This is a genomic window from Streptomyces sp. NPDC104307 (assembly GCF_055584045.1).
On sequence record NZ_JBVJMU010000002.1, the window covers coordinates 444044 to 465473 of the forward strand.

Genomic DNA, 21430 nt, shown 5'->3' on the forward strand with positions numbered 1-21430 from the left:
TGTTGACCCGTGGCGCAGGTCAGCGTGGCGGCGCGGGGACCGGCCGGGTCGAGTAGGTGATCCGCTTCAGGTGGTAGTACCGCGCCGTGCAGATGGCCGGCCAGGCGCTGCGCCCGTGGTTCCCGAACGGGTCGCGCATCTGGCCCACGGAGGCCGGTGCGTACGGCAGGACCTCCGCGCCTGCGGCCACTTCCTTGCGCAGCCACCGGTCCTGCCGGTCCCAGTGCCGGGCCCGTACATCCATGTCGTGGGCCAGGCCCGTCAGCGGCACGAACAGCCCCACGCAGACCGCTGCGCAGAGCAGCGCCGCCGCCCCCGTGACGAGGGGAACGGCGGCGGTGCCCCCCGCGCGGGCGCGCAGGGCGGCGCCGCCGAGGGCGCCGAGTCCGGCGAGGAGCAGCACGAGCAGGAAGAGGTAGTCGTTCCAGGTGCGGGTGCCGTACGACATCATGTTGTGCTCGAAGGCCGGGAGGGTGACGAGCGTGCACAGGTACCCGGACACCAGGAACGCCGCCACCGCCGCCAGGGCCGGGACCAGCGGTCGGCTACGCAGGGGCCCGTCGGTGTCCGGGTCGCTCCGGCGCAGCAGCAGGCCCAGCAGCACGCCGACGGCGAGGGCGCCGAGGTAGGTCCAGGTGGTGAGGACGGTCCCGAGGATGTCGCCGTAGGTCCGTAGCGCGTCGGCCAGCGATCCGGTGTCGACGACGGACGTGGCGCCGGTGCCGAACCGCTCCCGGCGGTGCCGGGAGCCCGGCGAGGTGTAGATGATGACCAGCCCCGCCACCAGGGCGGCCAGCGCGACGCCGCACCAGAGCCGGGTGCGGTCGCGGCCGGGTCCTGGCCGCGAGCGGAGGCTGAGCAGCAGCACGGTGCAGAGCAGGACGCCCGCGACGATCGACGTCCCCTCCGAGAGGGTCCCGATGAACAGCCCGGCCACGGCGGCGACGCCCAGCGCGAGGATCAGCCCCCGGCGCGACCGGGCCCGCAGCAGCGGGATGACCGCGGCGGCGGCCAGGGCCGGGGCCACCGTGTGCGAGACGGAGGAGGCGGGCCAGTAGAACGTCTTGTACGTGTTGGGGGTGGCGAAGAAGAACACCACCGCCGTCATCGACGCGACGAGCAGCGGCACTCCGCGCGGCGCGGTCCGCCCGGCGCTGTGCAGCGCGGCCGGGATCAGCGCCCACAGCACGGCGAGGATCAGCAGTCCGCTGAGGGTGGCGTACCACTGGTGGCCCGGTACGCCGCCGGCCCCGTAGAGCGCGACCATCAGGGCGTTGGCGACGCGCCCGTTGTCGTCCAGGTAGAACTTCCCGATCATGCCGGAGACGCCGTCGTCGCGCAGGACGGGCAGGAAGCACCAGTCGTCGCCGCCCGGCCGCACCAGCCGGCCGATCCAGAAGGACGCGGCGAGCAGGGCCAGCGGGAACACCGTGAGCACGGCCGCCCAGAGCGGCAGCCGGGGCCTCGGGGGCTTCGGTGTCGCGGGTGGGGGGTTCGGTGCGGTGGGTGGGGGGTCCGCCGTTCCCGGTGGTTCCGCGGTCATGGATGTGCCGGTTCCCTTCGTGCGGGGCCGCTGTGTGCGGGTGCCGTGCCGGTGCCGCTGTGTGCGGGGTCAGTCGCCGGGGCGGCCGGTCCGGCCGCCGGGCAGTGGTTCCGGCTGCCGGGAGACGGCCGCGCCGGAGGTGATGGCCCACCGCGCGATCAGGAAGGAGAACGGGGTGGCGAGAATTCCGGCGGTCAGCGCGGCGATGTTCTTCCCCATGCCCAGATGGCTCACTCCGACATAGAGCAGGGCCCCGGAAAGGACGAGATTGACGAGGCTCGACAGCGGAAAGCGGACGAAGGCCCGCCATGTCGGACTCGTCCGGCAGGTGATGTAGGAGTTGAGCAGGAAGGAGCCGACAATGCTGACGCAATAGCCGATGACATGGGCGGACAGATAGGGAATCCAGTGGTTGAGTGTCGCGTAGACGCTCAGATAGACCGCGGTATTGACGACGCCGATCATGGCGAAGGTGATGAACTGGCGCACGGTCCGCGAACGTCCGCTGCCGAAGGCGCTCGCGCCGCCGCCTCTCACCCGTAACGGCCGCTCCGGTGCGGCGGGAGCGGCGGGGGCGGGCTGTTCGCTGGTCTCCCGGATCAGGTAGTGCGGGCGGTTCTTCGTCTCGCAGTAGATCCGGCCGACGTACTCACCGACGATGCCGAGCGTGGCCAGCTGGATCCCGCCGAGCGCCACGACGGCGGTGAGCAGGGAGGCGTATCCGGGGACCCCCACCCCGTGGCGGGCCACCTCCACGATGATCCACAAGGCGTACCCCATCGCGGCCAGCGCCATGAGGAGGCCGGCGTAGACGGCCAGGCGCAGGGGGCGGTTGTTGAACGAGATCAGTCCGTCGATGCCGTAGTTCAGCAGCCGTCTGCTGCCCCACTTCGAGCGCCCGGCCACCCGCTCGGCGTTGTGGTAGGTGAAGGTGGTGGTGTCGAAGCCGATCCAGGAGAAGATCCCCTTGGAGAACCGGTTGGACTCGGGGAGCGACAGGACACTGTCGACCGCACGGCGGGACAGCAGCCGGAAATCACCCTCGCCGTCGACCACAGAGACGTCCATGAAGTGCCCCATGGCGCGGTAGTAGCAACGGCTCGCGTACGAACGCAGAGCTCCCTCGCCCTCGCGGTCGCGCCGGGCGATCACCTGGTCATAGCCGTGCCCGCTCAACTCCATCATGCGGGGCAGGAGTTCGGGCGGATGCTGGAGGTCGGCGTCCATGAGCACCACGGAGTCCCCGCGGGTCATGCGGAGTCCGGCGAGCATGGCGGCCTCCTTGCCGAAATTACGGCTGAAGGCGGTGTACCGGACCCGTTCGTCGACGGCTGCCAGGCTGATCAGTTCGGCACGGGTGAGATCCTCGCTGCCGTCATCGACATAGCAGACCTCGAAACTCTTCCCGGTCGGTTCGAGGGCGGTGACCAGTGCGCGGTGAAACGCTTTGACGGCCTCTTCCTCGTTATAACAGGGGACGACGATCGATACCTGGCAGTTTTTCATTCAATTCCCCATCAGGCGCGGACCCGACCGCTCCGAAGCCTATGTCCGCACCCGGCAGAAACAACTCAGGCGAATGGGAGTCGTGGGGAAAATTCGGCACGGATTCGCGATCGGCGGCCCGGATTCACGCTTTCCGGCGTCCGGCGACCGGCGTCCTGCGTCCTGCGGCCTGCTGGGCGTCCCCTATTCGGAACGTCCGGCCCGCGCACCGCCCGCCGCGTCGAAGGCACCCCGGGCCAGCCGGTGCAGCAGCGCCGCGGTATCCGTACGGTCGGGCAGCGCGCCGGGACGTCCCAGGTGCGGGGTGGAGTTCAGCAGTCCGAAGACGGCGTGCACGGCGGCGCGGGCCTCGTGCTCGGGGAGGTCCGGGTAGAGGCCTCGGACGACGCCGACCCACACCTCGACGTACTGCCGCTGGAGCCGGCGCACCCGCTTGCGGTCGGTGTCCCGCAGCCGGTCCAGCTCCCGGTCGTGGAGGGTGATCAGGGGGCGGTCGTCGAGGGCGAAGTCGATGTGGCCCGCGATGAGCGCGTCCAGCAGCGCCGCGTGCGAACCGTCATGGGAGGCGGCGTCCTCGGAGACGCGCAGTTCCCCGCCGGCCAGCAGCCGCTCGCTGATGCCGACCAGCAGTTCGGCGAGCATCGCGTCCTTGCCGGGGAAGTGGCGGTAGAGGCCGGGGCCGCTGATACCGACTGCGGCGCCTATCTCGTCGACACCGACGCCGTGGAAGCCGCGCTCGGCAAAGAGGCGCGCGGCCTCCTTGAGGATCTGCTCACGGCGGGTGGGAGCCGCGACGCGGGCGGCGGCATGGGTGCTCATGACCAATCATTCTAGACAGGCGCGTTAGCGGTCGTTAACCTGTGGCTGACGTTAACGCTCACTAACACAGCGGTACGGGCAAGGGGGCTCGACAGCATGCAGCAGGCACCGGTGCTGGCGAGCGCGGCCGATCCCGCCTCCGAGGCCTGGCAGGCCAACGAGGCGGCGCATCACGCGCTCACCGACGAGCTGCGCAAGCGGCTCGCCACGGCCAGGCTCGGCGGGGGTGAGAAGGCCCGCGCCCGGCATGTGGCGCGCGGCAAGCTGCTGCCCCGGGAGCGGGTGGACACCCTGCTCGACCCGGGCTCACCCTTCCTGGAGCTGGCCCCGCTGGCGGCCGAGGGGCTGTACGGGGGCGCGGCACCCGCCGCCGGGGTGATCGCCGGAATCGGCCGGGTCAGCGGCCGGGAGTGCGTGATCGTCGCCAATGACGCGACCGTCAAGGGCGGCACGTACTACCCGATGACCGTGAAGAAGCATCTGCGGGCCCAGGAGGTGGCGCTGGAGAACCGGCTCCCCTGCCTGTACCTGGTGGATTCGGGAGGCGCCTTCCTGCCGATGCAGGACGAGGTGTTCCCGGACCGGGAGCACTTCGGGCGGATCTTCTACAACCAGGCCCGGATGTCAGGCGCCGGCATCCCGCAGATCGCGGCGGTGCTCGGCTCCTGCACGGCGGGTGGGGCGTACGTCCCCGCGATGAGCGACGAGGCCGTGATCGTCCGGAACCAGGGCACGATCTTCCTGGGCGGGCCGCCGCTGGTGAAGGCGGCGACCGGCGAGGTCGTGACGGCGGAGGAGCTGGGCGGCGGCGAGGTCCACTCCCGCACGTCCGGGGTCACCGACCACCTCGCGGAGGACGACGCGCACGCGCTGCGGATCGTGCGGAACATCGTGGCCACCCTGCCGGACCGGGGCCCGCTGCCCTGGTCCGTGCGGCCGGCCGACGAGCCGGAGGTGGACCCCGCCGGTCTGTACGGGGCCGTCCCGGTCGACTCCCGCACCCCGTACGACGTACGGGAGGTGATCGCCCGGGTCGTCGACGGATCGCGGTTCGCGGAGTTCAAGGCCGAGTACGGGACGACGCTGATCACCGGCTTCGCGCACATCCACGGCCATCCGGTCGGGATCGTCGCCAACAACGGCATCCTGTTCTCCGAGTCCGCCCAGAAGGGCGCGCACTTCATCGAGCTGTGCGACCAGCGCGGCATCCCGCTGGTCTTCCTGCAGAACATCTCCGGCTTCATGGTCGGCCGCGACTACGAGGCCGGCGGCATCGCCAAGCACGGCGCGAAGATGGTCACCGCCGTCGCCTGCACCCGGGTCCCGAAGCTGACCGTGGTGGTCGGCGGCTCCTACGGCGCGGGCAACTACTCGATGTGCGGCCGGGCCTACTCCCCCCGCTTCCTGTGGATGTGGCCCAACGCGAAGATCTCCGTCATGGGCGGCGAGCAGGCCGCGTCCGTCCTCGCCACGGTCAAGCGCGACCAGCTGGGCGACGACTGGAGCGCAGAGGACGAGGAGTCCTTCAAGGCCCCGATCCGCGAGCAGTACGAGACCCAGGGCAACGCGTACTACGCCACCGCCCGGCTCTGGGACGACGGTGTGATCGACCCGATGGAGACCCGGCAGGTGCTGGGGCTGGCCCTGACCGCCTGCGCCAACGCTCCCCTGAACGATGCCGCCTTCGGCGTCTTCCGGATGTGAGGAACAGATGACGATGTTCGACACCGTTCTCGTCGCCAACCGCGGCGAGATCGCGGTCCGGGTCATCCGGACACTGCGCGAGCTGGGAGTGCGCTCGGTCGCCGTATTCAGCGACGCGGACGCGGACGCCCGGCACGTACGGGAGGCGGATACGGCGGTACGGATCGGCCCCGCCCCGGCGTCCGAGAGCTACCTGAGCGTGGACCGGCTCCTTGAGGCGGCCCGCCGCAGCGGCGCGCAGGCCGTCCACCCCGGCTACGGCTTCCTCGCGGAGAACGCGGGCTTCGCCCAGGCGTGCGCGGACGCGGGCCTCGTCTTCATCGGGCCGCCCGCCGCCGCCATCGCGCTGATGGGCGACAAGATCCGGGCCAAGGAGACGGTCGCGGCGGCCGGCGTCCCGGTCGTCCCCGGCTCCACCGGAAGCGCCCTGACCGATGGCCAACTGGCCGACGCGGCGCGCGAAATCGGCATGCCGGTGCTGCTGAAGCCCTCGGCGGGCGGCGGCGGCAAGGGCATGCGGCTGGTCCACGACGCTGTGCTGCTCACCGAGGAGATCGCGGCGGCCCGGCGCGAGGCGCGCGCCTCCTTCGGGGACGACACCCTGCTCGTGGAGCGGTGGATCGACCGGCCGCGCCACATCGAGATCCAGGTCCTGGCGGACGGGCATGGCAACGTCGTACACCTCGGTGAGCGCGAGTGCTCGCTCCAGCGCCGCCACCAGAAGATCATCGAGGAGGCACCCTCGGTCCTGCTCGACGAGGCCACCCGCGCGGCAATGGGCGAGGCCGCCGTGCGGGCGGCCCGCTCCTGCGGCTATGTCGGCGCGGGCACGGTGGAGTTCATCGTGCCGGGCGGCGACCCGGCCGCGTACTGCTTCATGGAGATGAACACCCGCCTCCAGGTGGAACACCCGGTGACCGAGCTGATCACCGGCCTGGACCTGGTGGAATGGCAGCTGCGCGTCGCATCGGGCGAACAACTCCCTTACGCCCAGGCCGATATCACCCTCACCGGGCACGCGGTCGAGGCCCGGGTCTGCGCCGAGGACCCGGCCCGGGGCTTCCTCCCCTCGGGCGGCACGGTGCTGGCGCTGGACGAGCCGCAGGGCGGCGGGGTGCGGACGGACTCGGGGCTCGGTGAGGGCGGCGAGGTCGGCAGCCTGTACGACCCGATGCTGTCCAAGGTGATCGCGTACGGCCCCGACCGGGCCACGGCCCTGCGCCGGCTGCGAGCGGCGCTCGCGGACACGGTGGTCCTCGGCGTCCCGACCAACGCGGGCTTCCTGCGCCGCCTCCTCGGCCACCCGGCGGTGGTGGCCGGCGACCTGGACACCGGTCTGGTGGAGCGCGAGGTGGACACGCTGGTGCCGGACGGGGTGCCGGAGGAGGTGTACGCGGCCGCCGCACTGCTGCGGCAGCACTCCCCCGCCCCCGCCCCGGGGCCGCGCACCTGGACCGACCCGTTCTCGGCCGGAGACGGCTGGCGCCTGGGCGGCACCCCGGCGCGGACGCCGCACCACTTCCACATCCCCGGCCACGAACCGGTGCAGGTGGGCCTGCGTCCGTGCGGCGCGGCCACCGAGGTGACCTTCGGCCACATCGGCGAGGGCGCGCGGCCGCCGGCCCCCGACTCGGGCAGCTGCGGTCCACTGGGCCCGCTGCCCGGCAGCGCGGAGACGGCCAGGATCATCACGGCGGACGAACGCCGGGTCACCCTCGAACTGGCCGGTGTCACCCACGCGTTCGCCCACGCCGCGTCCCCGGACGGCCGCTGGTTCGGCCGCGACGGCGACACCTGGCACGTCCGGGACCACGACCCGGTGGAGGCGTCGCTGACCGGCGCCGGCCGCTCCGGGGCCGACACCCTGGCCGCACCGATGCCCGGCACCGTCACCGTGGTGAAGGTGGCCGTCGGGGACGAGGTCGCGGCCGGGCAGAGCCTCCTCGTCGTGGAGGCGATGAAGATGGAGCACGTCATCTCGGCCCCGCACGCCGGCACCGTCACCGAACTCGACGTCACGGCCGGGACCACGGTCGCGATGGACCAGGTACTCGCCGTGGTCACCCCCGTGGCCGCCGCCGGGGAGGAAGCATGACGACGACCACCCGCACCCTGCCGATGACGGTCCCCGATCCGGGCCTGCCCGCCCGGATCCGGATCCACGAGGTCGGTGCCCGCGACGGCCTCCAGAACGAGAAGGGCGTCGTACCGACCGAGGTGAAGGCGGAGTTCATCCGCCGGCTCGCGGTCGCCGGGCTCTCCACGATCGAGGCGACGAGCTTCGTCCACCCCAAGTGGGTACCCCAACTGGCAGACGCGGAACAGCTCTTCCCGATGCTGGGCGACATCGCGGACGTGGGTGACGTGGCACTCCCCGTCCTGGTGCCGAACGAACGGGGGCTGGACCGGGCACTCGCGCTCGGCGCCCGCCGGATCGCCGTCTTCGGCTCCGCGACGGAAGAGTTCGCGTCCCGCAACCTGAACCGCACGATCGACGAGTCGCTCGCCATGTTCGAGCCCGTGGTGGCCCGCGCCAAGGCGGACCGGGTGCATGTGCGCGGCTACCTGTCGATGTGCTTCGGCGACCCGTGGGAGGGGGCCGTACCGGTCTCCCAGGTCGTCCGGGTGGCCAGGGCGCTGCTGGACCTCGGTTGCGACGAGCTCTCGCTCGGCGACACGATCGGCGTCGCGACGCCCGGCCACGTACAGACCCTGCTGTCGGCGCTGAACGCGGCGGGGGTACCCACCGCCACGATCGGGGTGCACTTCCACGACACGTACGGGCAGGCCCTCTCCAACACCCTGGCCGCCCTCCGGCACGGCGTCACCACCGTGGACGCCTCCGCGGGCGGCCTCGGCGGCTGCCCGTACGCGAAGAGCGCGACCGGGAACCTCGCCACCGAGGACCTGGTCTGGATGCTCGACGGCCTCGGCATCGAGACCGGCGTCGACCTCGACGGGCTCACCGCCACCAGCGTGTGGCTCGCCGAACAACTGGGCCGACCCAGCCCGTCCCGCACCGTCCGCGCCCTGTCCCACAAGGAGCAATGACCCCCATGTCCCTGGACCACCGGCTGACCGCCGAGCACGAAGAACTGCGCCGCACCGTAGAGGAGTTCGCGCACGACGTCATCGCGCCGAAGATCGGTGACTTCTACGAGCGCCATGAGTTCCCGTACGAGATCGTGCGGGAGATGGGGCGGATGGGCCTGTTCGGGCTGCCGTTCCCGGAGGAGTACGGCGGGATGGGCGGCGACTACCTCGCGCTCGGGATCGCGCTGGAGGAGCTGGCCCGGGTCGACTCGTCGGTGGCGATCACCCTGGAGGCCGGGGTCTCGCTGGGCGCGATGCCGGTCTTCCGCTTCGGCACGGAGGAGCAGAAGCGGCAGTGGCTGCCGAGGCTCTGCGCGGGCGAGGCGCTCGGCGCGTTCGGCCTGACCGAGCCGGACGGCGGCTCCGACGCGGGCGGCACCCGGACTACGGCGGTGCTGGACGAGTCCAGCGACGAGTGGGTGATCAACGGCTCCAAGTGCTTCATCACCAACTCCGGTACGGACATCACCGAGTTGGTGACGGTCACGGCGGTGACAGGCCGCAAGGAGGACGGCCGCCCCCGCATCTCCGCGATCATCGTCCCGTCCGGCACCCCCGGCTTCACGGTCGCCGCCCCGTACTCCAAGGTCGGCTGGAACGCCTCGGACACCCGCGAGCTGTCCTTCTCCGACGTCCGCGTCCCGGCGGCGAACCTCCTGGGCGAGGAGGGCCGCGGCTACGCGCAGTTCCTGCGGATCCTGGACGAGGGCCGGATCGCCATCGCGGCCCTGTCGACGGGCCTGGCACAGGGCTGTGTGGACGAGTCGGTGAAGTACGCCGCCGAGCGGCACGCCTTCGGAAAGCCGATCGGCGCCAACCAGGCGATCCAGTTCAAGATCGCGGACATGGAGATGCGCGCCCACATGGCCCGCATCGGCTGGCGCGACGCGGCCTCCCGGCTGCTGGCGGACGAGCCGTTCAAGAAGGAGGCGGCGATCGCCAAGCTGTACTCCTCGACCGTCGCGGTGGACAACGCCCGCGAGGCGACCCAGATCCACGGCGGCTACGGCTTCATGAACGAGTACCCGGTGGCCCGGATGTGGCGCGACTCCAAGATCCTGGAGATCGGCGAGGGCACCAGCGAGGTCCAGCGCATGCTGATCGCGCGGGAGCTGGGGCTGCCGGGCTGAGCCGGGAGGCGACAGACGGATGGGGCGGGCCCGGGTGCCGGGCCCGCCCCATCCGTATCCCGGAAGGCCCCGGCTGAACCTTCACCCCTCGCCCCCTGGAACCACGTAGTCGGGGCACAGCGAGTGCCCGCACTCGCACGGCGGCCAGCGAAGGGCGGCGCCGGGCACGAGGTCGGCGCCTTCCGCATCGATACCGGACTTCGGGACGATGAGGACACCGTCCGTACCGAACTCGTTCGTCAGTCGGGACAGAGCTCGCCGCCCCTTGCTGCCGCTTGCCATTCGCCCATCCCTTTCAGCCCGCGAAGTACGCGCTCCACGAGCACTGAATCGCACACCCTTAACTCCTGCACTCATGTATATGAGTTGCGTCTTCAAGAATGCCCAACTCCTGCACATGAGTCAAGCGAGGCAGTGACCGGACCGTCGGGCGGCCCCGGTCATTGACTGCCCATCACTCTCCAGCCGGAATGCGGTAGTCGAGTACAAACTGGTCCGCCGCCATGACGGTGTCGCACACCTCCACGACGCGACCCGACTCCGCTTGAGCGCTCCGGGTGAGGTGGAGGACGGGCGAACCGGGGCTCAGACTCAGCGCCACGGTCTCCTCCTTGGTGGCAAGGCGGGCACGCACCGTCTCGGTGAACTCCGTCAACGTGTGACCGTGGTCCTCAAGCCGCGCGTAGATGCCACCGCCACCAGGGTTCTCCGCGAACAGTTCCGGAATATCCTTCGCGAGGTCCCACGGCAGATAGGAGACCGCCACCTCCGTGGGCGTCCCGTCACTGAGATACAGACGGCGGCGCGCAAGGACCTGACTCCCCGGGGGCAGGTCCAGCCGTTCCGAAATATCACTGGGCGCTTCCACCGGGCCGATGAAGAGAACCGCCACCGCAGGTGCCCTGCCCGCCTGTTCGGCTTCGGTGAGGTATGCGGCCTTACCCGCCCTGCGGTGTGAACGGCGGAACCGGTCGGAGGACTTACGGAGCACTGGCGGCCGGCTCTTCACGAACGAGCCCTTGCCGTGATGCGTATCGATCAGGCCCATCGGCCGCAGTTCGGCCACCGCCTTGCGGGCCGTCCCCTGCGAAACCGCGTAACGGGCCATCAGCACCGATTCGCTGGGCACCTTGTCTCCCGGCGCCATCACCCCGGACCTGATCTGCTGCGCCAGATCGCCGGCGATCTGCAGGTAGCGGGGCTTGCCGGAGTCTCTGGGAGCCGTGGTCGCCATACTGTTCCTTCCCTCCTATGCTCCTCTACATAAGTACGCTACCCAGGAAGGTATCCGCATGTCGCTGCACTCGGTCTCCGTGGCCGGCGTCGTCGTCCGCGAGGACGGCCGCGTACTGGTGATCCGCCGGGCCGACAACGGAGCGTGGGAGGCCCCGGGTGGCGTGCTGGAGCTCGACGAGCGGCCGGAGGACGGCGTCTGCCGCGAGGTACTGGAGGAGACCGGGGTCAAGGTCGACCCCGTGCGCCTGAGCGGCGTATACAAGAACATGGAGCGCGCGATCGTGGCGCTGGTCTTCCTGTGCCGTCCGATCGGAGGCGAGGAGCAGACCTCGGCCGAGACGTCCGAGGTCCGCTGGTTCACTCGCGAGGAAGTCCGGAGCCGAATGGCCGAGGCGTACGCCGTGCGCGTACTCGACGCGCTCGAAAGCACCACACCGCCCGTGCGCGCTCACGACGGACAGCGGCTGAGATGAATGGCCGGCGCTCGGGGCGAACCGAAAGCGAGCCACGGTGATCCCCACCAAGGTGCGGTCCGACGCCCAACTCCTCTGGGACCACCACCTGCTGCACCACGACCCGCGCCCCTGCTCGGCGGCGATCGGCCTCGGGAGCCACGACCTCGGGGTCGCGGACACCGCCGTGGGTCTCTATCGGCGCGGCATGACGCCTCTCATCGTCTTCACCGGCGCCACCAGCCGCACCACGCGTGATCGGATGCCCCGGGGCGAGGCCGTGCACTATCGGGAGCGGGCACTCGAACTCGGCGTCCCCGACAGCGCCGTGCTCGTAGAGCCGCGCGCCCGCAACACGGGCGAGAACATCCGGTTCTCCCGGGCGCTGCTCGAAGAGGCAGGTGTCACGGTCTCGTCCGTCCTGCTGATCAGCAAGCCGTACGAGGAACGACGCGCCCACGCCACGGCGCGCAAGCTGTGGCCGGGCGTCGAATTCGTGAGCGCGTCGGAACCGATCACGTTCGAGGAGTACCTGGCCTCCATCCAGGACGACCGCATGGTCATCGACATGCTGGTCGGCGCCTTGCAGCGGCTGCTCATCTACCCGGCCCAGGGCTTCATGGCCGCCGATCCGGTCCCCGGCGAGGTGGCCGCCGCGTACGAGCGGCTGCTGCGGGCGGGCTTCACGAGCCGGCTCGTCGCGGGCGAAGCCGACGCCGACGGGGCCGCTTGTATATACTGATCCAGAGAGTATATCGACCGCGCATTCGGGAGGCCCCCGTGTCCAAGACCCTCGTGGACGTCGATGATCAGATGCTCGCCTTCGCCCAGCAGCAGCTCGGCACGTCCACCAAGCGGGAGACGATCAACCGCGCGCTGACGATAGCCGCCGCGGTCAGCGCGGACGACAGGGCGCGTGCGCTTCGATGGCTCCAGGACAACGCCGACCAGTTCCTGGACTTCGACGTCCTCGAAGAGCGGGAGCGCACCGGCCTGTGAGGTACCTCGCCGACACCTCCGCGGTCTGGCGACTGCTCCGCAAGCAGGTCGGGGACCCATGGCCGCAACGGATCTCCCAGGGGCTCGTGTCCCTGTGTCCGCCCGTCGAGGCCGAACTCATGCCGGCTCTCCGCGCGGACCGCGATCACGAACCCTTCTTCACGATGCTCGGCCAGACCTTCGGCTGGGTACCGGCCCTCGAAGACCCCTGGCCGAGGGTCATCGACGTCCAGCGCGAGCTGGTGCGGATCGGCCATCACCGGGGCCCCTCGCCCATCGACATCCTGATCGCTCTGACAGCGCGACAGCACCGGCTCACCGTGCTTCATGTGGACGACGATTTCGGCTCCATCGCCAAGGTGTGCCCGGACATCGCCATGGTGCGACTCCAGCCCCTCGACAGCCGAGCCCCCGGATCATGACCCGCCGCCCGCCGCACCCGCTGCCAGGCAATTCGTTCGACACCGGCCACCCCGCCCCGGCAGGGTTCGACCATGAAACCGCACCACTGGCCCCTGTACGGGCTCCGCGTCCGCACCCCCCGTCTGGAGCTGCGCCTTCCGGACCTGGAGCTGCTGGACGAGCTGGCCTCGGTCGCCGCCGACGGGGTGCATGACCCGGACACCATGCCGTTCACCGTCCCCTGGACCGACGGTTCGCCCGCCGAGCGCGGCCGGGCGGTGTTCCAGCACGTGCTGGCATCCGTCGCCAACTGGGCGGAGCGTGACTGGTCGTTGAGCCTCGCGGTGCTGCACGAGGGCCGGGTGGTCGGGCGGCAGGACGTGATGGCGAGGGACTTCGCGGTGACCGGTGAGGTGAGCACCGGGTCCTGGCTGGGGCTCGGGTACCAGGGGCGGGGCATCGGCACCGAGATGCGGGGCGCCGCGCTCCATCTCGCCTTCGCCGGGCTCGGGGCCCGTACGGCGGTCTCGTCCGCGATGACGGACAACCCGCGCTCGCTCGGTGTCTCGCGGCGGCTCGGCTACCTCCCGGACGGGCTGGAGACCGCCGCCCTGCGGGGTGCGCCCGTCACGCTGCAACGGCTGCGGCTGGAGCGCGGCCGGTGGGAGGAGCACCGCAGAGTCGAGGTCGCGGTGGAGGGGCTCGACGGGTGCCGGGAATTGTTCGGCGGGTGAACGGGGGGCTGCTCGCGCCGACCCTCGTGCCACACCCCCAAGTAGGCGTGGCACGCACTGAGTTCGGGCCGTAGGTTGTTCCTGCCGCGAACGTCACGGCCCTGGCATCAAGTTGCGCTTACGTGAAGAGGATGAGGAGAAGGCCTTGATCGTCGAGTACATCCGCTACCGGATAACCGATGCGGCACGCCGAGGCGAGTTCGAGGATGCCTACACGACAGCCTCGCAGCAATTAGATCTTGCTCCCCAGTGTCAGGGATATGAGCTCGCTCATGGCATCGAAGAGCCTGAGCGCTACATATTGCGCATCGTGTGGACCTCCGTGGCGGAACACGAACAGGGCTTCCGTCACGGCCCGCACTTCCCCCCGTTCCTCGCAGAGATACGGCCGTACATCGGGGACATCGAAGAGATGAAGCACTACGAACAGACAGCCGTGACCTCCGCTGCGGGAGGGCAGTCATGACCGAGCGTTCCCAGACCCTGGCCGATGCCGTCGGCGGGATCGACGCGCTCCGACGGCTCAGCAACACCTTCTACGAACACGTCCTCGCCGATCCCCTGCTCGCACCGGTCTTCGCGGACTTCTCCGCCACGCACATCGAGCACGTCGCCGTCTGGCTCGCCGAGGTCTTCGGCGGCCCCGCCGACTACACCGACCGGCTCGGCGGACACCAGGCCCTGCTGCGCTCCCACCTCGGCCTGCGGATCACCGAGGGGCAGCGTCTGCGCTGGATGGAGGTGATGAGGACCGCCGTCGACAAGGAACTCCCGGACGACGAGCTCCTGCGCCTACGCGTCATCGAGTACTTCGACTGGGGCACCAAGATCGCTCGCGATGTCTCCGCCGGGGACGCGGACGACGATCTGGGCGCTCCGGGCCCGACTCCCCGCTGGGGCTGGAACGGGCTCTCCTGACGCCTCCGACAGATCTTCCGTGAGCGAGGGCGTCGGCAGGGGCGTCGGCAGGTTCGACAATTCATGAGGTTAGGCTTACCTTCGCTCGAACCTGTCACCGGCCGGCCTCCGGCTCGTACGAAAGCGGATTCCGTCATGCGCACAACCCGACCGTCCCGCCCCACCCGCCGTGGCCTGCTGGCCATGGGCGGCGCCGTAGGTCTCGGCGCCGTCCTCGCCGCCTGCGGCGACAGCGACGGGAAGGACGCGGGTTCCGGCGGCTCCAAGAGCGCCGACGCCGGGCCGTGGAGCTTCAAGGACGACCGGGGGAAGACCGCGGAGGCCAAGTCCGTCCCGAAGAACATCGTCGCCTTCACCGGTGTCGCCGCCGCGCTCCACGACTACGGCGTCGAGGTCAAGGCCGTCTTCGGTCCGACGAAGGCCAAGGACGGCAAGGCCGATGTGCAGGCCGGTGACCTGGACGTCAGCAAGGTCGAGATCCTCGGCAACGTCTGGGGCGAGTTCAACGTCGAGAAGTACGCGGCGCTCGGCCCGGAGCTGCTGGTCACCGCGATGTGGGAGAAGGACGCCCTCTGGTACGTGCCGGACCAGTCCAAGGACAAGATCCTCAAGCTGGCCCCGAGCGTCGCCCTGTGGGCCGCCCAGACCACCATCCCGAAGGCCATCCAGCGCCACGAGGACCTCGCCGCGTCGCTCGGCGCCGACCTCAAGGCCAAGGCGGTCACGGACGCCAAGGCCCGCTTCGAGAAGGCGGCGGCCCGGCTGCGCGCCGCCGCGAAGTCCAAGCCGGACATCAAGGTCATGATCGGCTCGGCCAGCCAGGACCTCTTCTACGTCACGCTCGCGAAGACCGCCGCCGACACCCTGTACTTCCAGGAGCTGGGCGTGAAGTTCGTCGAGCCGAAGGTGAACTCGGCCGGCTTCTTCGAGGAGCTGAGCTGGGAGAACGTCGACAAGTACCAGGCCGACATCATCATGATGGACAACCGGTCCTCGGCGCTCCAGCCCGGCGCCCTGACCTCCAAGCCGACCTGGACGCAGCTGCCCGCCGTCAAGGCCGGCCAGGTCATCCCCCGTACCGCGGAGCCGATCTACAGCTACGACAAGTGCGCACCGATCCTCGAAGACCTCGCGAAGGCCATCGAGGACGCCAAGAAGGCCGCCTGACGCCGGAACCAGGCGCTCCGGTCGACAGCAGGTCCGAGGGTTTCAGCCGTCCGGCGATGGAGGACAGCGCCTCCACCGCCGGACGGCGGCCCGTCACCTCAGGTCAGCCCGCCGAAGCCGGCTCCGCCGGCCACGGCACCTGCGGCGACCGGTAGTAGTCGATGCCCATCGCGGTGAACCTCGGGCCGAGCGCCGCCAGCCGCAGCTTGTACGTGTCCCAGTCGTGCGTCGCCGCCGGGGACCAGCCCAGCTCCGCCGCCCCGGGCAGCCGCGGGAACGCCATCGCGTCGATGTCGTCGCTGTCCGTCAGGGTCTCCGCCCAGATCGGCGCCTCGACGCCCAGCACCGCGTCCGCCGGAGCACCGGCGAGATACGTCGCCGGGTCCCAGTCGTAGGAGCGCTGGACCTCGACCAGACCGGCCCACTTCAGGCCCAGTACGGTCTGGTCGTTGTACTTCATGTCCAGGTACACCCGGTCGGCCGGCGACAGCACCAGCCTGGTGCCGTTCTTCGCGGCGTCCACCACCTGCTGCCGGTCCGCGGCGGACGTCTTGTCGTAGCCCCAGTACTGGGCGACCGCGCCCTTGACCGGCGTGGCCCCGGTGATCTGGTGCCAGCCCATCACGGTCTTGCCGTGCTTGCCGACGGTGGCCTGCGCGTGGTTCATGATCTTGGCGTAGTCCTCGTGGCTGGTGGAGTGCGCCTCGTCACCGCCGATGTGGAGGTACCTGCCGGGGGTCAGCGCGGCCACTTCGCCGATGACGTCGTCGATGAAGTCGTACGTGACGTCCTTGCCCGCGCACAGCGAGCTGAAGCCGACCTCGATGCCCGTGTAGAGCGGCGGCGCGACGCCGTCGCAGTTCAGCTGGGCGTACGAGGCGAGCGCCGCGTTGGTGTGGCTCGGCATGTCGATCTCCGGCACCACCTCCAGGTAGCGGGAGGCCGCGTAGTTCACGATCTCCTTGTACTGGCTCTTGGTGTAGTAGCCGCCGGTCCCGCCGCCGACCTCCGTCGAGCCGCCGTACGTGGCCAGCTTCGGCCAGGAGTCGATGGCGATCCGCCAGCCCTGGTCGTCGGAGAGGTGCAGGTGGAACGTGTTGATCTTGTACAGGGCGAGCTGGTCGATGTACCGCTTGACCTCGGTGACCGAGAAGAAGTGCCGCGAGACGTCGAGCATCGCGCCCCGGTAGCCGTAGCGCGGCGTGTCGGTCACGGTGCCGCCCGCGACGCTCCAGGGCCCCTTCTGGCGGCTGTCCGACTCGATCCGGGCCGGCAGCAGCTGACGCAGCGTCTGGACGCCGTGGAAGAGCCCTGCCGGCTTCCGGGCGGTGATGGTGACGGAGCCCCGCCCGGAGGTCAGCGCGTACCCCTCCGCGCCGAGCTTGCTGTCGCTGGAGCCGAGCCGGAGCCGGATGCCGTCGGCGCCGCCCTTGGTGGTGACCGGCAGGGCGTAACCCGTGGACGGGCGCAGCACGCCCGCCAGGTACTCGCCGATCCTGCGGGCCTCGCCGGACGAGCCGTCGACCCGGATCCGGGTGCCGTCATTCAGGGAGTACGGGGAGCCGCCCGGTCGTACGGAGGCGGGGACGGGCACGAGCTGGCCGAGGGGTCTCGGCGCCAGGACCGCCTCGCTGCCCGCCGCGGACGCCGTGGGCGCCGCGCACGCGGTGGAGACACCGGCCGCGCCGATGAGCAGCAGCGAGCCGAGAAGTCGGGGTAGAGCATGGGGAAGAGCACTGCGCCGCGCGGTGTGCAGTCTCACAAGCCGGGTCCCTTTCTACGGGGTCACATCTGCGGATCTCCTGACCGACCGAACCGTCGCCATGCGTACCGCTTACCCAATGGATGGTCAAGGTGTAGACCACTTCCGCGCGTTGCCCGTGCCGGAACGTGGCCGACGTACTGCGGCTTATGGCCGAATTCATCCCGGCGGCCCCGTCCGTCACACGGACGAGCGGGTGTCACAGCCCGTCGGCCGGACCCACCCGAAACCTGCACTGACCACAGAACCAGGGCCACTCGCCCCGAGTCCTGCCCGATATCGGGCAGAATTGTTGCGCTGGAGCCCCTTCCATCGCAGTATCGACGAGTGCTCGAACGCCGCTCGTCGTATGACGACCTCATTGACCACCTGGTGCGCAGCACCGCGCTCCAGCGCGGCGAGGCCTCCCGGGTGATCCTCGACGTGCTGGCGTACTTCGACGAGACGACCGAGGACTTCGTCCGCCGCCGCCACCGCGAACTGCAGTCCGGTGGCCTGGTCAACGCGGAGATCTTCGAACGGATCGCGGCCGAACTGCCGCACCGGGCGGTCGCACCGCCGGAGCTGTCGCTCCGCCAGCTGCGCCGCATCGTCTACGGCTGAGACCTGCCCGGTACCGGGCAACCACTTACTTGCACGTCTTACGTGTACGTCTACTTGTACGTCGATGGATTGACGGAGGGGCAGGGACGCCATGTGCGGAATCGTCGGTTATATCGGAAAGCGTGACGTGGCTCCGCTGCTGCTGGAGGGACTGCAGCGGCTGGAGTACCGGGGTTACGACTCCGCGGGCATCGTGATCACCGGCAAGCCGGCGGCCGGTAAGCCCGCCACGCTGAAGATGGTCAAGGCCAAGGGCCGGGTCCGCGAGCTGGAGGCCCGGGTCCCCAAGCGGTTCACCGGCACCACCGGTATCGCCCACACCCGCTGGGCCACCCACGGCGCCCCGAGCGACGAGAACGCCCACCCGCACCTGGACGCCGGCGGCAAGGTGGCCGTCGTCCACAACGGGATCATCGACAACGCCTCCGAACTGCGCCCCCGGCTCGAAGCGGAGGGCGTCGTCTTCCTCTCCGAGACCGACACCGAGGTGCTGGTCCACCTGATCGCCCGCTCGGAGGCGGACACCCTGGAGGAGAAAGTCCGCGAGGCCCTGCGCTCCATCGAGGGCACGTACGGCATCGCCGTGATGCACGCGGACTTCAACGACCGCATCGTCGTCGCCCGCAACGGCTCCCCGGTCGTCCTCGGCATCGGCGAGAAGGAGATGTTCGTCGCCTCCGACGTCGCCGCCCTGGTCACCCACACCCGCCAGGTCGTCACCCTCGACGACGGCGAGATGGCCACCCTCAAGGCCGACGACTTCCGTACGTACACGACGGAGGGCTCGACCACGACGGCCACGCCGACCACCGTGGAGTGGGAGGCCGAGTCGTACGACATGGGCGGCCACGACACGTACATGCACAAGGAGATCTCGGAGCAGGCAGAGGCGGTCGACCGGGTGCTGCGCGGCCGGATCGACGACCGGTTCGCCACCGTGCACCTGGGCGGCCTCAACCTGGACGCCCGGGAGGCGCGCGGGGTCCGCCGGATCAAGATCCTCGGCTGCGGCACCTCGTACCACGCGGGCCAGATCGGCGCCCAGCTGATCGAGGAGCTGGCCCGCATCCCCGCGGACGCCGAGCCGGCCTCCGAGTTCCGTTACCGCAACCCGGTGGTGGACCCCGACACGCTGTACGTCGCGGTCTCCCAGTCGGGCGAGACGTACGACGTGCTGGCGGCCGTCCAGGAGCTCAAGCGCAAGGGCGCGCGGGTGCTCGGGGTGGTCAACGTGGTCGGGTCCGCGATCGCCCGGGAGGCGGACGGCGGTACGTACGTGCACGCCGGTCCCGAGGTGTGTGTCGTCTCGACGAAGTGCTTCACCAACACCGTCGTCGCGTTCGCGCTGCTCGCCCTGCACCTGGGCCGCATCCGGGACCTGTCGGTCGCCGACGGCAAGCGGATCATCGAGGGCCTGCGCAAGCTGCCCGGCCAGATCAGCGAGATCCTGGAGACCGAGGACGAGATCAAGAAGCTGGCCGCGGAGTACGCGGACGCGAAGTCGATGATGTTCATCGGCCGGGTGCGCGGCTACCCCGTCGCCCGCGAGGCCTCGCTGAAGCTCAAGGAGGTCTCGTACATCCACGCGGAGGCCTATCCGGCCTCCGAGCTGAAGCACGGGCCGCTCGCGCTGATCGAGCCCGCGATGCCGACCGTGGCGATCGTGCCGGACGACGACCTGCTGGAGAAGAACCGCGCCGCGATGGAGGAGATCAAGGCCCGCAGCGGCCGCATCCTCGCCATCGCGCACCAGGCGCAGGACAAGGCCGACCACACCATCGTCGTACCGAAGAACGAGAACGAGCTGGACCCGATCCTGATGGGCATCCCGCTCCAGCTCTTCGCCTACCACACGGCACTGGCCATGGGCCGGGACATCGACAAGCCGCGCAACCTGGCGAAGTCCGTCACCGTCGAGTAGCCGCGCCGCCGCCCCGGCCGCGAACGGCCCCGCACCCCCAGACCGAGCGGGGGTGCGGGGCCGCTTCCGTCCATCAACCGAGGCGGGGGCCGCCGCGGGACCTGTTCGCATGCAATCACACCATTTCCCAGCGGCTCTTATGCACCCCTCACAACCGCACAATCCACGTTTTCGGCTTGGCGGTTTGTTTCACCCCCCTGTTTTGGTAGTCGAGTTGACGCCATGCGCCGTACCGGGCGTCCGGAACGGGACCGGCCGCCCCGGAGAACCCAGAGGACGGTCGGACGGGTGCACTCGAACGAGCGAGGGAGAGCGAGGGGAACGGGGGGAGCGCGAGGGGCCGCTACGGGATGACGACGACCGGGCGCTGTGCGCGCCGCGCCAGCCGGCCCGCCACCGAGCCGAAGATCCGGCCGACGATGCCCTGGGTCGAGCCCACCACGATCGCGTCGGCCGAGTACTCGCGGCCGACCTCCTCCAGCTCGTGGCAGATGTCCCCGCCGCGCTCGACGAGCACCCACGGGACCTCGGTGAGGTAGTCCGCGCAGGCGAGCTCCAGGCCGAGGACCTCGGTCCGGTGATCGGGCACATCGACGAAGACGGGCGGCTCGCAGCCTGCCCAGACGGTGGTCGGCAGCCGGTTGGCGACATGGACGATGATCAGGCCGGAGCCCGATCTTCGGGCCATGCCGATGGCGTAGGCGAGGGCTCGTTCGCTGGAGGTCGAGCCGTCGAAGCCGACGACGACCCCGTGCCGGAACGCGGGATCGCAGGAATGACGTGTTTCTTCGACCGCCTGCGGGCCCGACTCGGGGTCGGCTACCTGCTTGCGGTCCGCGGGTTCAGGGATTTCGTGACCGGCCATCGGTGTCTCGGCGAAGAGAGTCCTCGTGAGGAGAGCGACTAGCGACTTGGGGAGCTGCGTCAGAGCTGTGTGAGAGCTGCGTCAGTGGGCGGTGTGGCGGTGTCCGGGAATCATCTTCCCAACCCCTTACCCCCAAGGGTACGGCGCCACTCCTCCACGGCCCAGACCCGCGCAAAGCGCGCGCGACGTTTCACGGAGCATGCCCGAGACCGCCCCGTATGGCAATGCCGGTTGCGCCGTACACCGACGTCGCGGGAGCCGGGCGGCCACGGTCGGCGGCCGGCGAGGACGCCGGACGCCGGTCCGGCCGGCCCGCCGCACGGCCACTTCTCCGCAGACCGACGGATTCACCGCCGGATCTCGCCCGGTTGCCGCCGATTCACCGTCGTCGGTCGACGATCCGTCGTCGGGTTGCGTTCGATCCGTCGTCGGGCTGTCGCCGAGTTGCCGTCGGTCCGTCGTCCGGGCTGTCGCCGGATTGCCGTCGGTCCGTCGTCGGAGGGTCGCCGGTCCGTCGTCGGGGTGTCCGACCGCTCGGTACCGACCTCCGCGCCGCCCTGCGGACCGGGTGGCGAT

General features: G+C 70.3%; 21 protein-coding genes. 14 read left to right on the top strand and 7 right to left on the bottom strand.

Annotated features, from left to right (window positions below; genetic code table 11):
* Positions 1-19: 19 nt before the first annotated feature.
* The 3 genes from ACZ601_RS08615 to ACZ601_RS08625 form a co-directional block, all read right to left on the bottom strand.
* Complete coding sequence (locus tag ACZ601_RS08615) at positions 20-1543, bottom strand: DUF6056 family protein (protein WP_469534708.1); 1524 nt, start codon at positions 1541-1543, stop codon at positions 20-22.
* Positions 1544-1612: 69 nt separating this feature from the next.
* Positions 1613-3049 (bottom strand): glycosyltransferase, encoded by a 1437-nt coding sequence (locus ACZ601_RS08620; protein ID WP_469534710.1) that lies wholly within the window; start codon positions 3047-3049, stop codon positions 1613-1615.
* Positions 3050-3232: 183 nt separating this feature from the next.
* The gene (locus tag ACZ601_RS08625; protein WP_469534711.1) at positions 3233-3868 is read right to left on the bottom strand and encodes an SACE_7040 family transcriptional regulator; all 636 of its coding nucleotides are present in this window, start codon (positions 3866-3868) and stop codon (positions 3233-3235) included.
* A gap of 96 nt (positions 3869-3964) precedes the next feature.
* On the opposite strand from ACZ601_RS08625, the gene ACZ601_RS08630 reads away from it, so the two are divergent.
* From ACZ601_RS08630 to ACZ601_RS08645, 4 genes are read left to right on the top strand one after another with little or no spacing between them, the layout of a single operon-like run.
* The gene (locus ACZ601_RS08630; protein WP_440574731.1) at positions 3965-5572 is read left to right on the top strand and encodes a carboxyl transferase domain-containing protein; all 1608 of its coding nucleotides are present in this window, start codon (positions 3965-3967) and stop codon (positions 5570-5572) included.
* A 13-nt stretch (positions 5573-5585) separates the two neighbouring features.
* Complete coding sequence (locus tag ACZ601_RS08635) at positions 5586-7667, top strand: acetyl/propionyl/methylcrotonyl-CoA carboxylase subunit alpha (protein WP_469535278.1); 2082 nt, start codon at positions 5586-5588, stop codon at positions 7665-7667.
* Entirely contained in the window at positions 7664-8623 is a 960-nt protein-coding gene (locus ACZ601_RS08640) for a hydroxymethylglutaryl-CoA lyase (RefSeq protein ID WP_469534715.1), read from the top strand. The genes ACZ601_RS08635 and ACZ601_RS08640 overlap by 4 nt, the downstream gene beginning before the upstream one ends.
* Before the next feature lie 5 nt (positions 8624-8628).
* The gene (locus tag ACZ601_RS08645) at positions 8629-9795 is read left to right on the top strand and encodes an acyl-CoA dehydrogenase family protein (RefSeq protein WP_469535282.1); all 1167 of its coding nucleotides are present in this window, start codon (positions 8629-8631) and stop codon (positions 9793-9795) included.
* Between the two features lie 81 nt (positions 9796-9876).
* Here the strand turns inward: ACZ601_RS08645 and ACZ601_RS08650 are convergent, their stop codons facing one another.
* Positions 9877-10077: a hypothetical protein gene (locus ACZ601_RS08650; protein WP_440574733.1), complete on the bottom strand. Its 201-nt coding sequence runs from the start codon at positions 10075-10077 to the stop codon at positions 9877-9879.
* A 172-nt stretch (positions 10078-10249) separates the two neighbouring features.
* The gene (locus ACZ601_RS08655) at positions 10250-11029 is read right to left on the bottom strand and encodes a GntR family transcriptional regulator (RefSeq protein WP_469534719.1); all 780 of its coding nucleotides are present in this window, start codon (positions 11027-11029) and stop codon (positions 10250-10252) included.
* A 58-nt stretch (positions 11030-11087) separates the two neighbouring features.
* Here ACZ601_RS08655 and ACZ601_RS08660 point away from each other — a divergent pair, with 58 nt between their 5' ends.
* The 8 genes from ACZ601_RS08660 (at position 11088) to ACZ601_RS08695 (ending at position 15703) form a co-directional block, all read left to right on the top strand.
* A complete protein-coding gene (locus tag ACZ601_RS08660) occupies positions 11088-11504 on the top strand; it encodes an NUDIX hydrolase (RefSeq protein ID WP_469534724.1) in 417 nt (138 codons plus the stop codon).
* A gap of 37 nt (positions 11505-11541) precedes the next feature.
* Positions 11542-12225 carry a YdcF family protein gene (locus tag ACZ601_RS08665; protein WP_469534728.1) on the top strand — a complete coding sequence of 228 codons (684 nt, stop codon included), beginning with the start codon at positions 11542-11544 and terminating at the stop codon, positions 12223-12225.
* A gap of 38 nt (positions 12226-12263) precedes the next feature.
* Positions 12264-12482, top strand: coding sequence for a type II toxin-antitoxin system VapB family antitoxin (locus tag ACZ601_RS08670; protein ID WP_371773050.1), 219 nt, complete (start codon positions 12264-12266; stop codon positions 12480-12482).
* Entirely contained in the window at positions 12479-12904 is a 426-nt protein-coding gene (locus ACZ601_RS08675; RefSeq protein WP_469534732.1) for a PIN domain-containing protein, read from the top strand. The genes ACZ601_RS08670 and ACZ601_RS08675 overlap by 4 nt, the downstream gene beginning before the upstream one ends.
* A 72-nt stretch (positions 12905-12976) precedes the next feature.
* The gene (locus ACZ601_RS08680) at positions 12977-13618 is read left to right on the top strand and encodes a GNAT family N-acetyltransferase (protein WP_469534734.1); all 642 of its coding nucleotides are present in this window, start codon (positions 12977-12979) and stop codon (positions 13616-13618) included.
* Between the two features lie 145 nt (positions 13619-13763).
* Complete coding sequence (locus ACZ601_RS08685) at positions 13764-14084, top strand: antibiotic biosynthesis monooxygenase family protein (protein ID WP_469534737.1); 321 nt, start codon at positions 13764-13766, stop codon at positions 14082-14084.
* Positions 14081-14536: a group II truncated hemoglobin gene (locus tag ACZ601_RS08690; RefSeq protein WP_469534740.1), complete on the top strand. Its 456-nt coding sequence runs from the start codon at positions 14081-14083 to the stop codon at positions 14534-14536. The genes ACZ601_RS08685 and ACZ601_RS08690 overlap by 4 nt, the downstream gene beginning before the upstream one ends.
* A 183-nt stretch (positions 14537-14719) precedes the next feature.
* Positions 14720-15703 (top strand): ABC transporter substrate-binding protein, encoded by a 984-nt coding sequence (locus tag ACZ601_RS08695; protein WP_469535286.1) that lies wholly within the window; start codon positions 14720-14722, stop codon positions 15701-15703.
* 103 nt (positions 15704-15806) lie between these two features.
* Here the strand turns inward: ACZ601_RS08695 and ACZ601_RS08700 are convergent, their stop codons facing one another.
* Entirely contained in the window at positions 15807-17465 is a 1659-nt protein-coding gene (locus ACZ601_RS08700) for a beta-N-acetylhexosaminidase (RefSeq protein WP_469534743.1), read from the bottom strand.
* A gap of 327 nt (positions 17466-17792) precedes the next feature.
* Between ACZ601_RS08700 and ACZ601_RS08705 the strand changes: the two genes are divergently transcribed.
* Positions 17793-18068 carry a hypothetical protein gene (locus tag ACZ601_RS08705; RefSeq protein WP_024489833.1) on the top strand — a complete coding sequence of 92 codons (276 nt, stop codon included), beginning with the start codon at positions 17793-17795 and terminating at the stop codon, positions 18066-18068.
* Between the two features lie 91 nt (positions 18069-18159).
* Positions 18160-19989 (top strand): glutamine--fructose-6-phosphate transaminase (isomerizing), encoded by a 1830-nt coding sequence (gene glmS, locus ACZ601_RS08710; protein WP_440574739.1) that lies wholly within the window; start codon positions 18160-18162, stop codon positions 19987-19989.
* A gap of 343 nt (positions 19990-20332) precedes the next feature.
* Here the strand turns inward: glmS and ACZ601_RS08715 are convergent, their stop codons facing one another.
* Positions 20333-20854: a universal stress protein gene (locus ACZ601_RS08715; protein WP_024495021.1), complete on the bottom strand. Its 522-nt coding sequence runs from the start codon at positions 20852-20854 to the stop codon at positions 20333-20335.
* Positions 20855-21430 lie beyond the last annotated feature (576 nt).

Excerpts from the sequence above, each read along its gene's own strand:
- ACZ601_RS08660 (WP_469534724.1), top strand. The coding sequence starts at position 11,088 with ATGTCGCTGCACTCGGTCTCCGTGGCCGGCGTCGTCGTCCGCGAGGAC.
- ACZ601_RS08650 (WP_440574733.1), bottom strand. The coding sequence starts at position 10,077 with ATGGCAAGCGGCAGCAAGGGGCGGCGAGCTCTGTCCCGACTGACGAAC.
- ACZ601_RS08695 (WP_469535286.1), top strand. The coding sequence starts at position 14,720 with ATGGGCGGCGCCGTAGGTCTCGGCGCCGTCCTCGCCGCCTGCGGCGAC.
- glmS (WP_440574739.1), top strand. The coding sequence starts at position 18,160 with ATGTGCGGAATCGTCGGTTATATCGGAAAGCGTGACGTGGCTCCGCTG.
- ACZ601_RS08655 (WP_469534719.1), bottom strand. The coding sequence starts at position 11,029 with ATGGCGACCACGGCTCCCAGAGACTCCGGCAAGCCCCGCTACCTGCAG.
- ACZ601_RS08615 (WP_469534708.1), bottom strand. The coding sequence starts at position 1,543 with ATGACCGCGGAACCACCGGGAACGGCGGACCCCCCACCCACCGCACCG.
- ACZ601_RS08690 (WP_469534740.1), top strand. The coding sequence starts at position 14,081 with ATGACCGAGCGTTCCCAGACCCTGGCCGATGCCGTCGGCGGGATCGAC.
- ACZ601_RS08715 (WP_024495021.1), bottom strand. The coding sequence starts at position 20,854 with ATGGCCGGTCACGAAATCCCTGAACCCGCGGACCGCAAGCAGGTAGCC.
- ACZ601_RS08620 (WP_469534710.1), bottom strand. The coding sequence starts at position 3,049 with ATGAAAAACTGCCAGGTATCGATCGTCGTCCCCTGTTATAACGAGGAA.
- ACZ601_RS08645 (WP_469535282.1), top strand. The coding sequence starts at position 8,629 with ATGTCCCTGGACCACCGGCTGACCGCCGAGCACGAAGAACTGCGCCGC.
- ACZ601_RS08630 (WP_440574731.1), top strand. The coding sequence starts at position 3,965 with ATGCAGCAGGCACCGGTGCTGGCGAGCGCGGCCGATCCCGCCTCCGAG.
- ACZ601_RS08680 (WP_469534734.1), top strand. The coding sequence starts at position 12,977 with ATGAAACCGCACCACTGGCCCCTGTACGGGCTCCGCGTCCGCACCCCC.
- ACZ601_RS08625 (WP_469534711.1), bottom strand. The coding sequence starts at position 3,868 with ATGAGCACCCATGCCGCCGCCCGCGTCGCGGCTCCCACCCGCCGTGAG.
- ACZ601_RS08635 (WP_469535278.1), top strand. The coding sequence starts at position 5,586 with ATGTTCGACACCGTTCTCGTCGCCAACCGCGGCGAGATCGCGGTCCGG.
- ACZ601_RS08640 (WP_469534715.1), top strand. The coding sequence starts at position 7,664 with ATGACGACGACCACCCGCACCCTGCCGATGACGGTCCCCGATCCGGGC.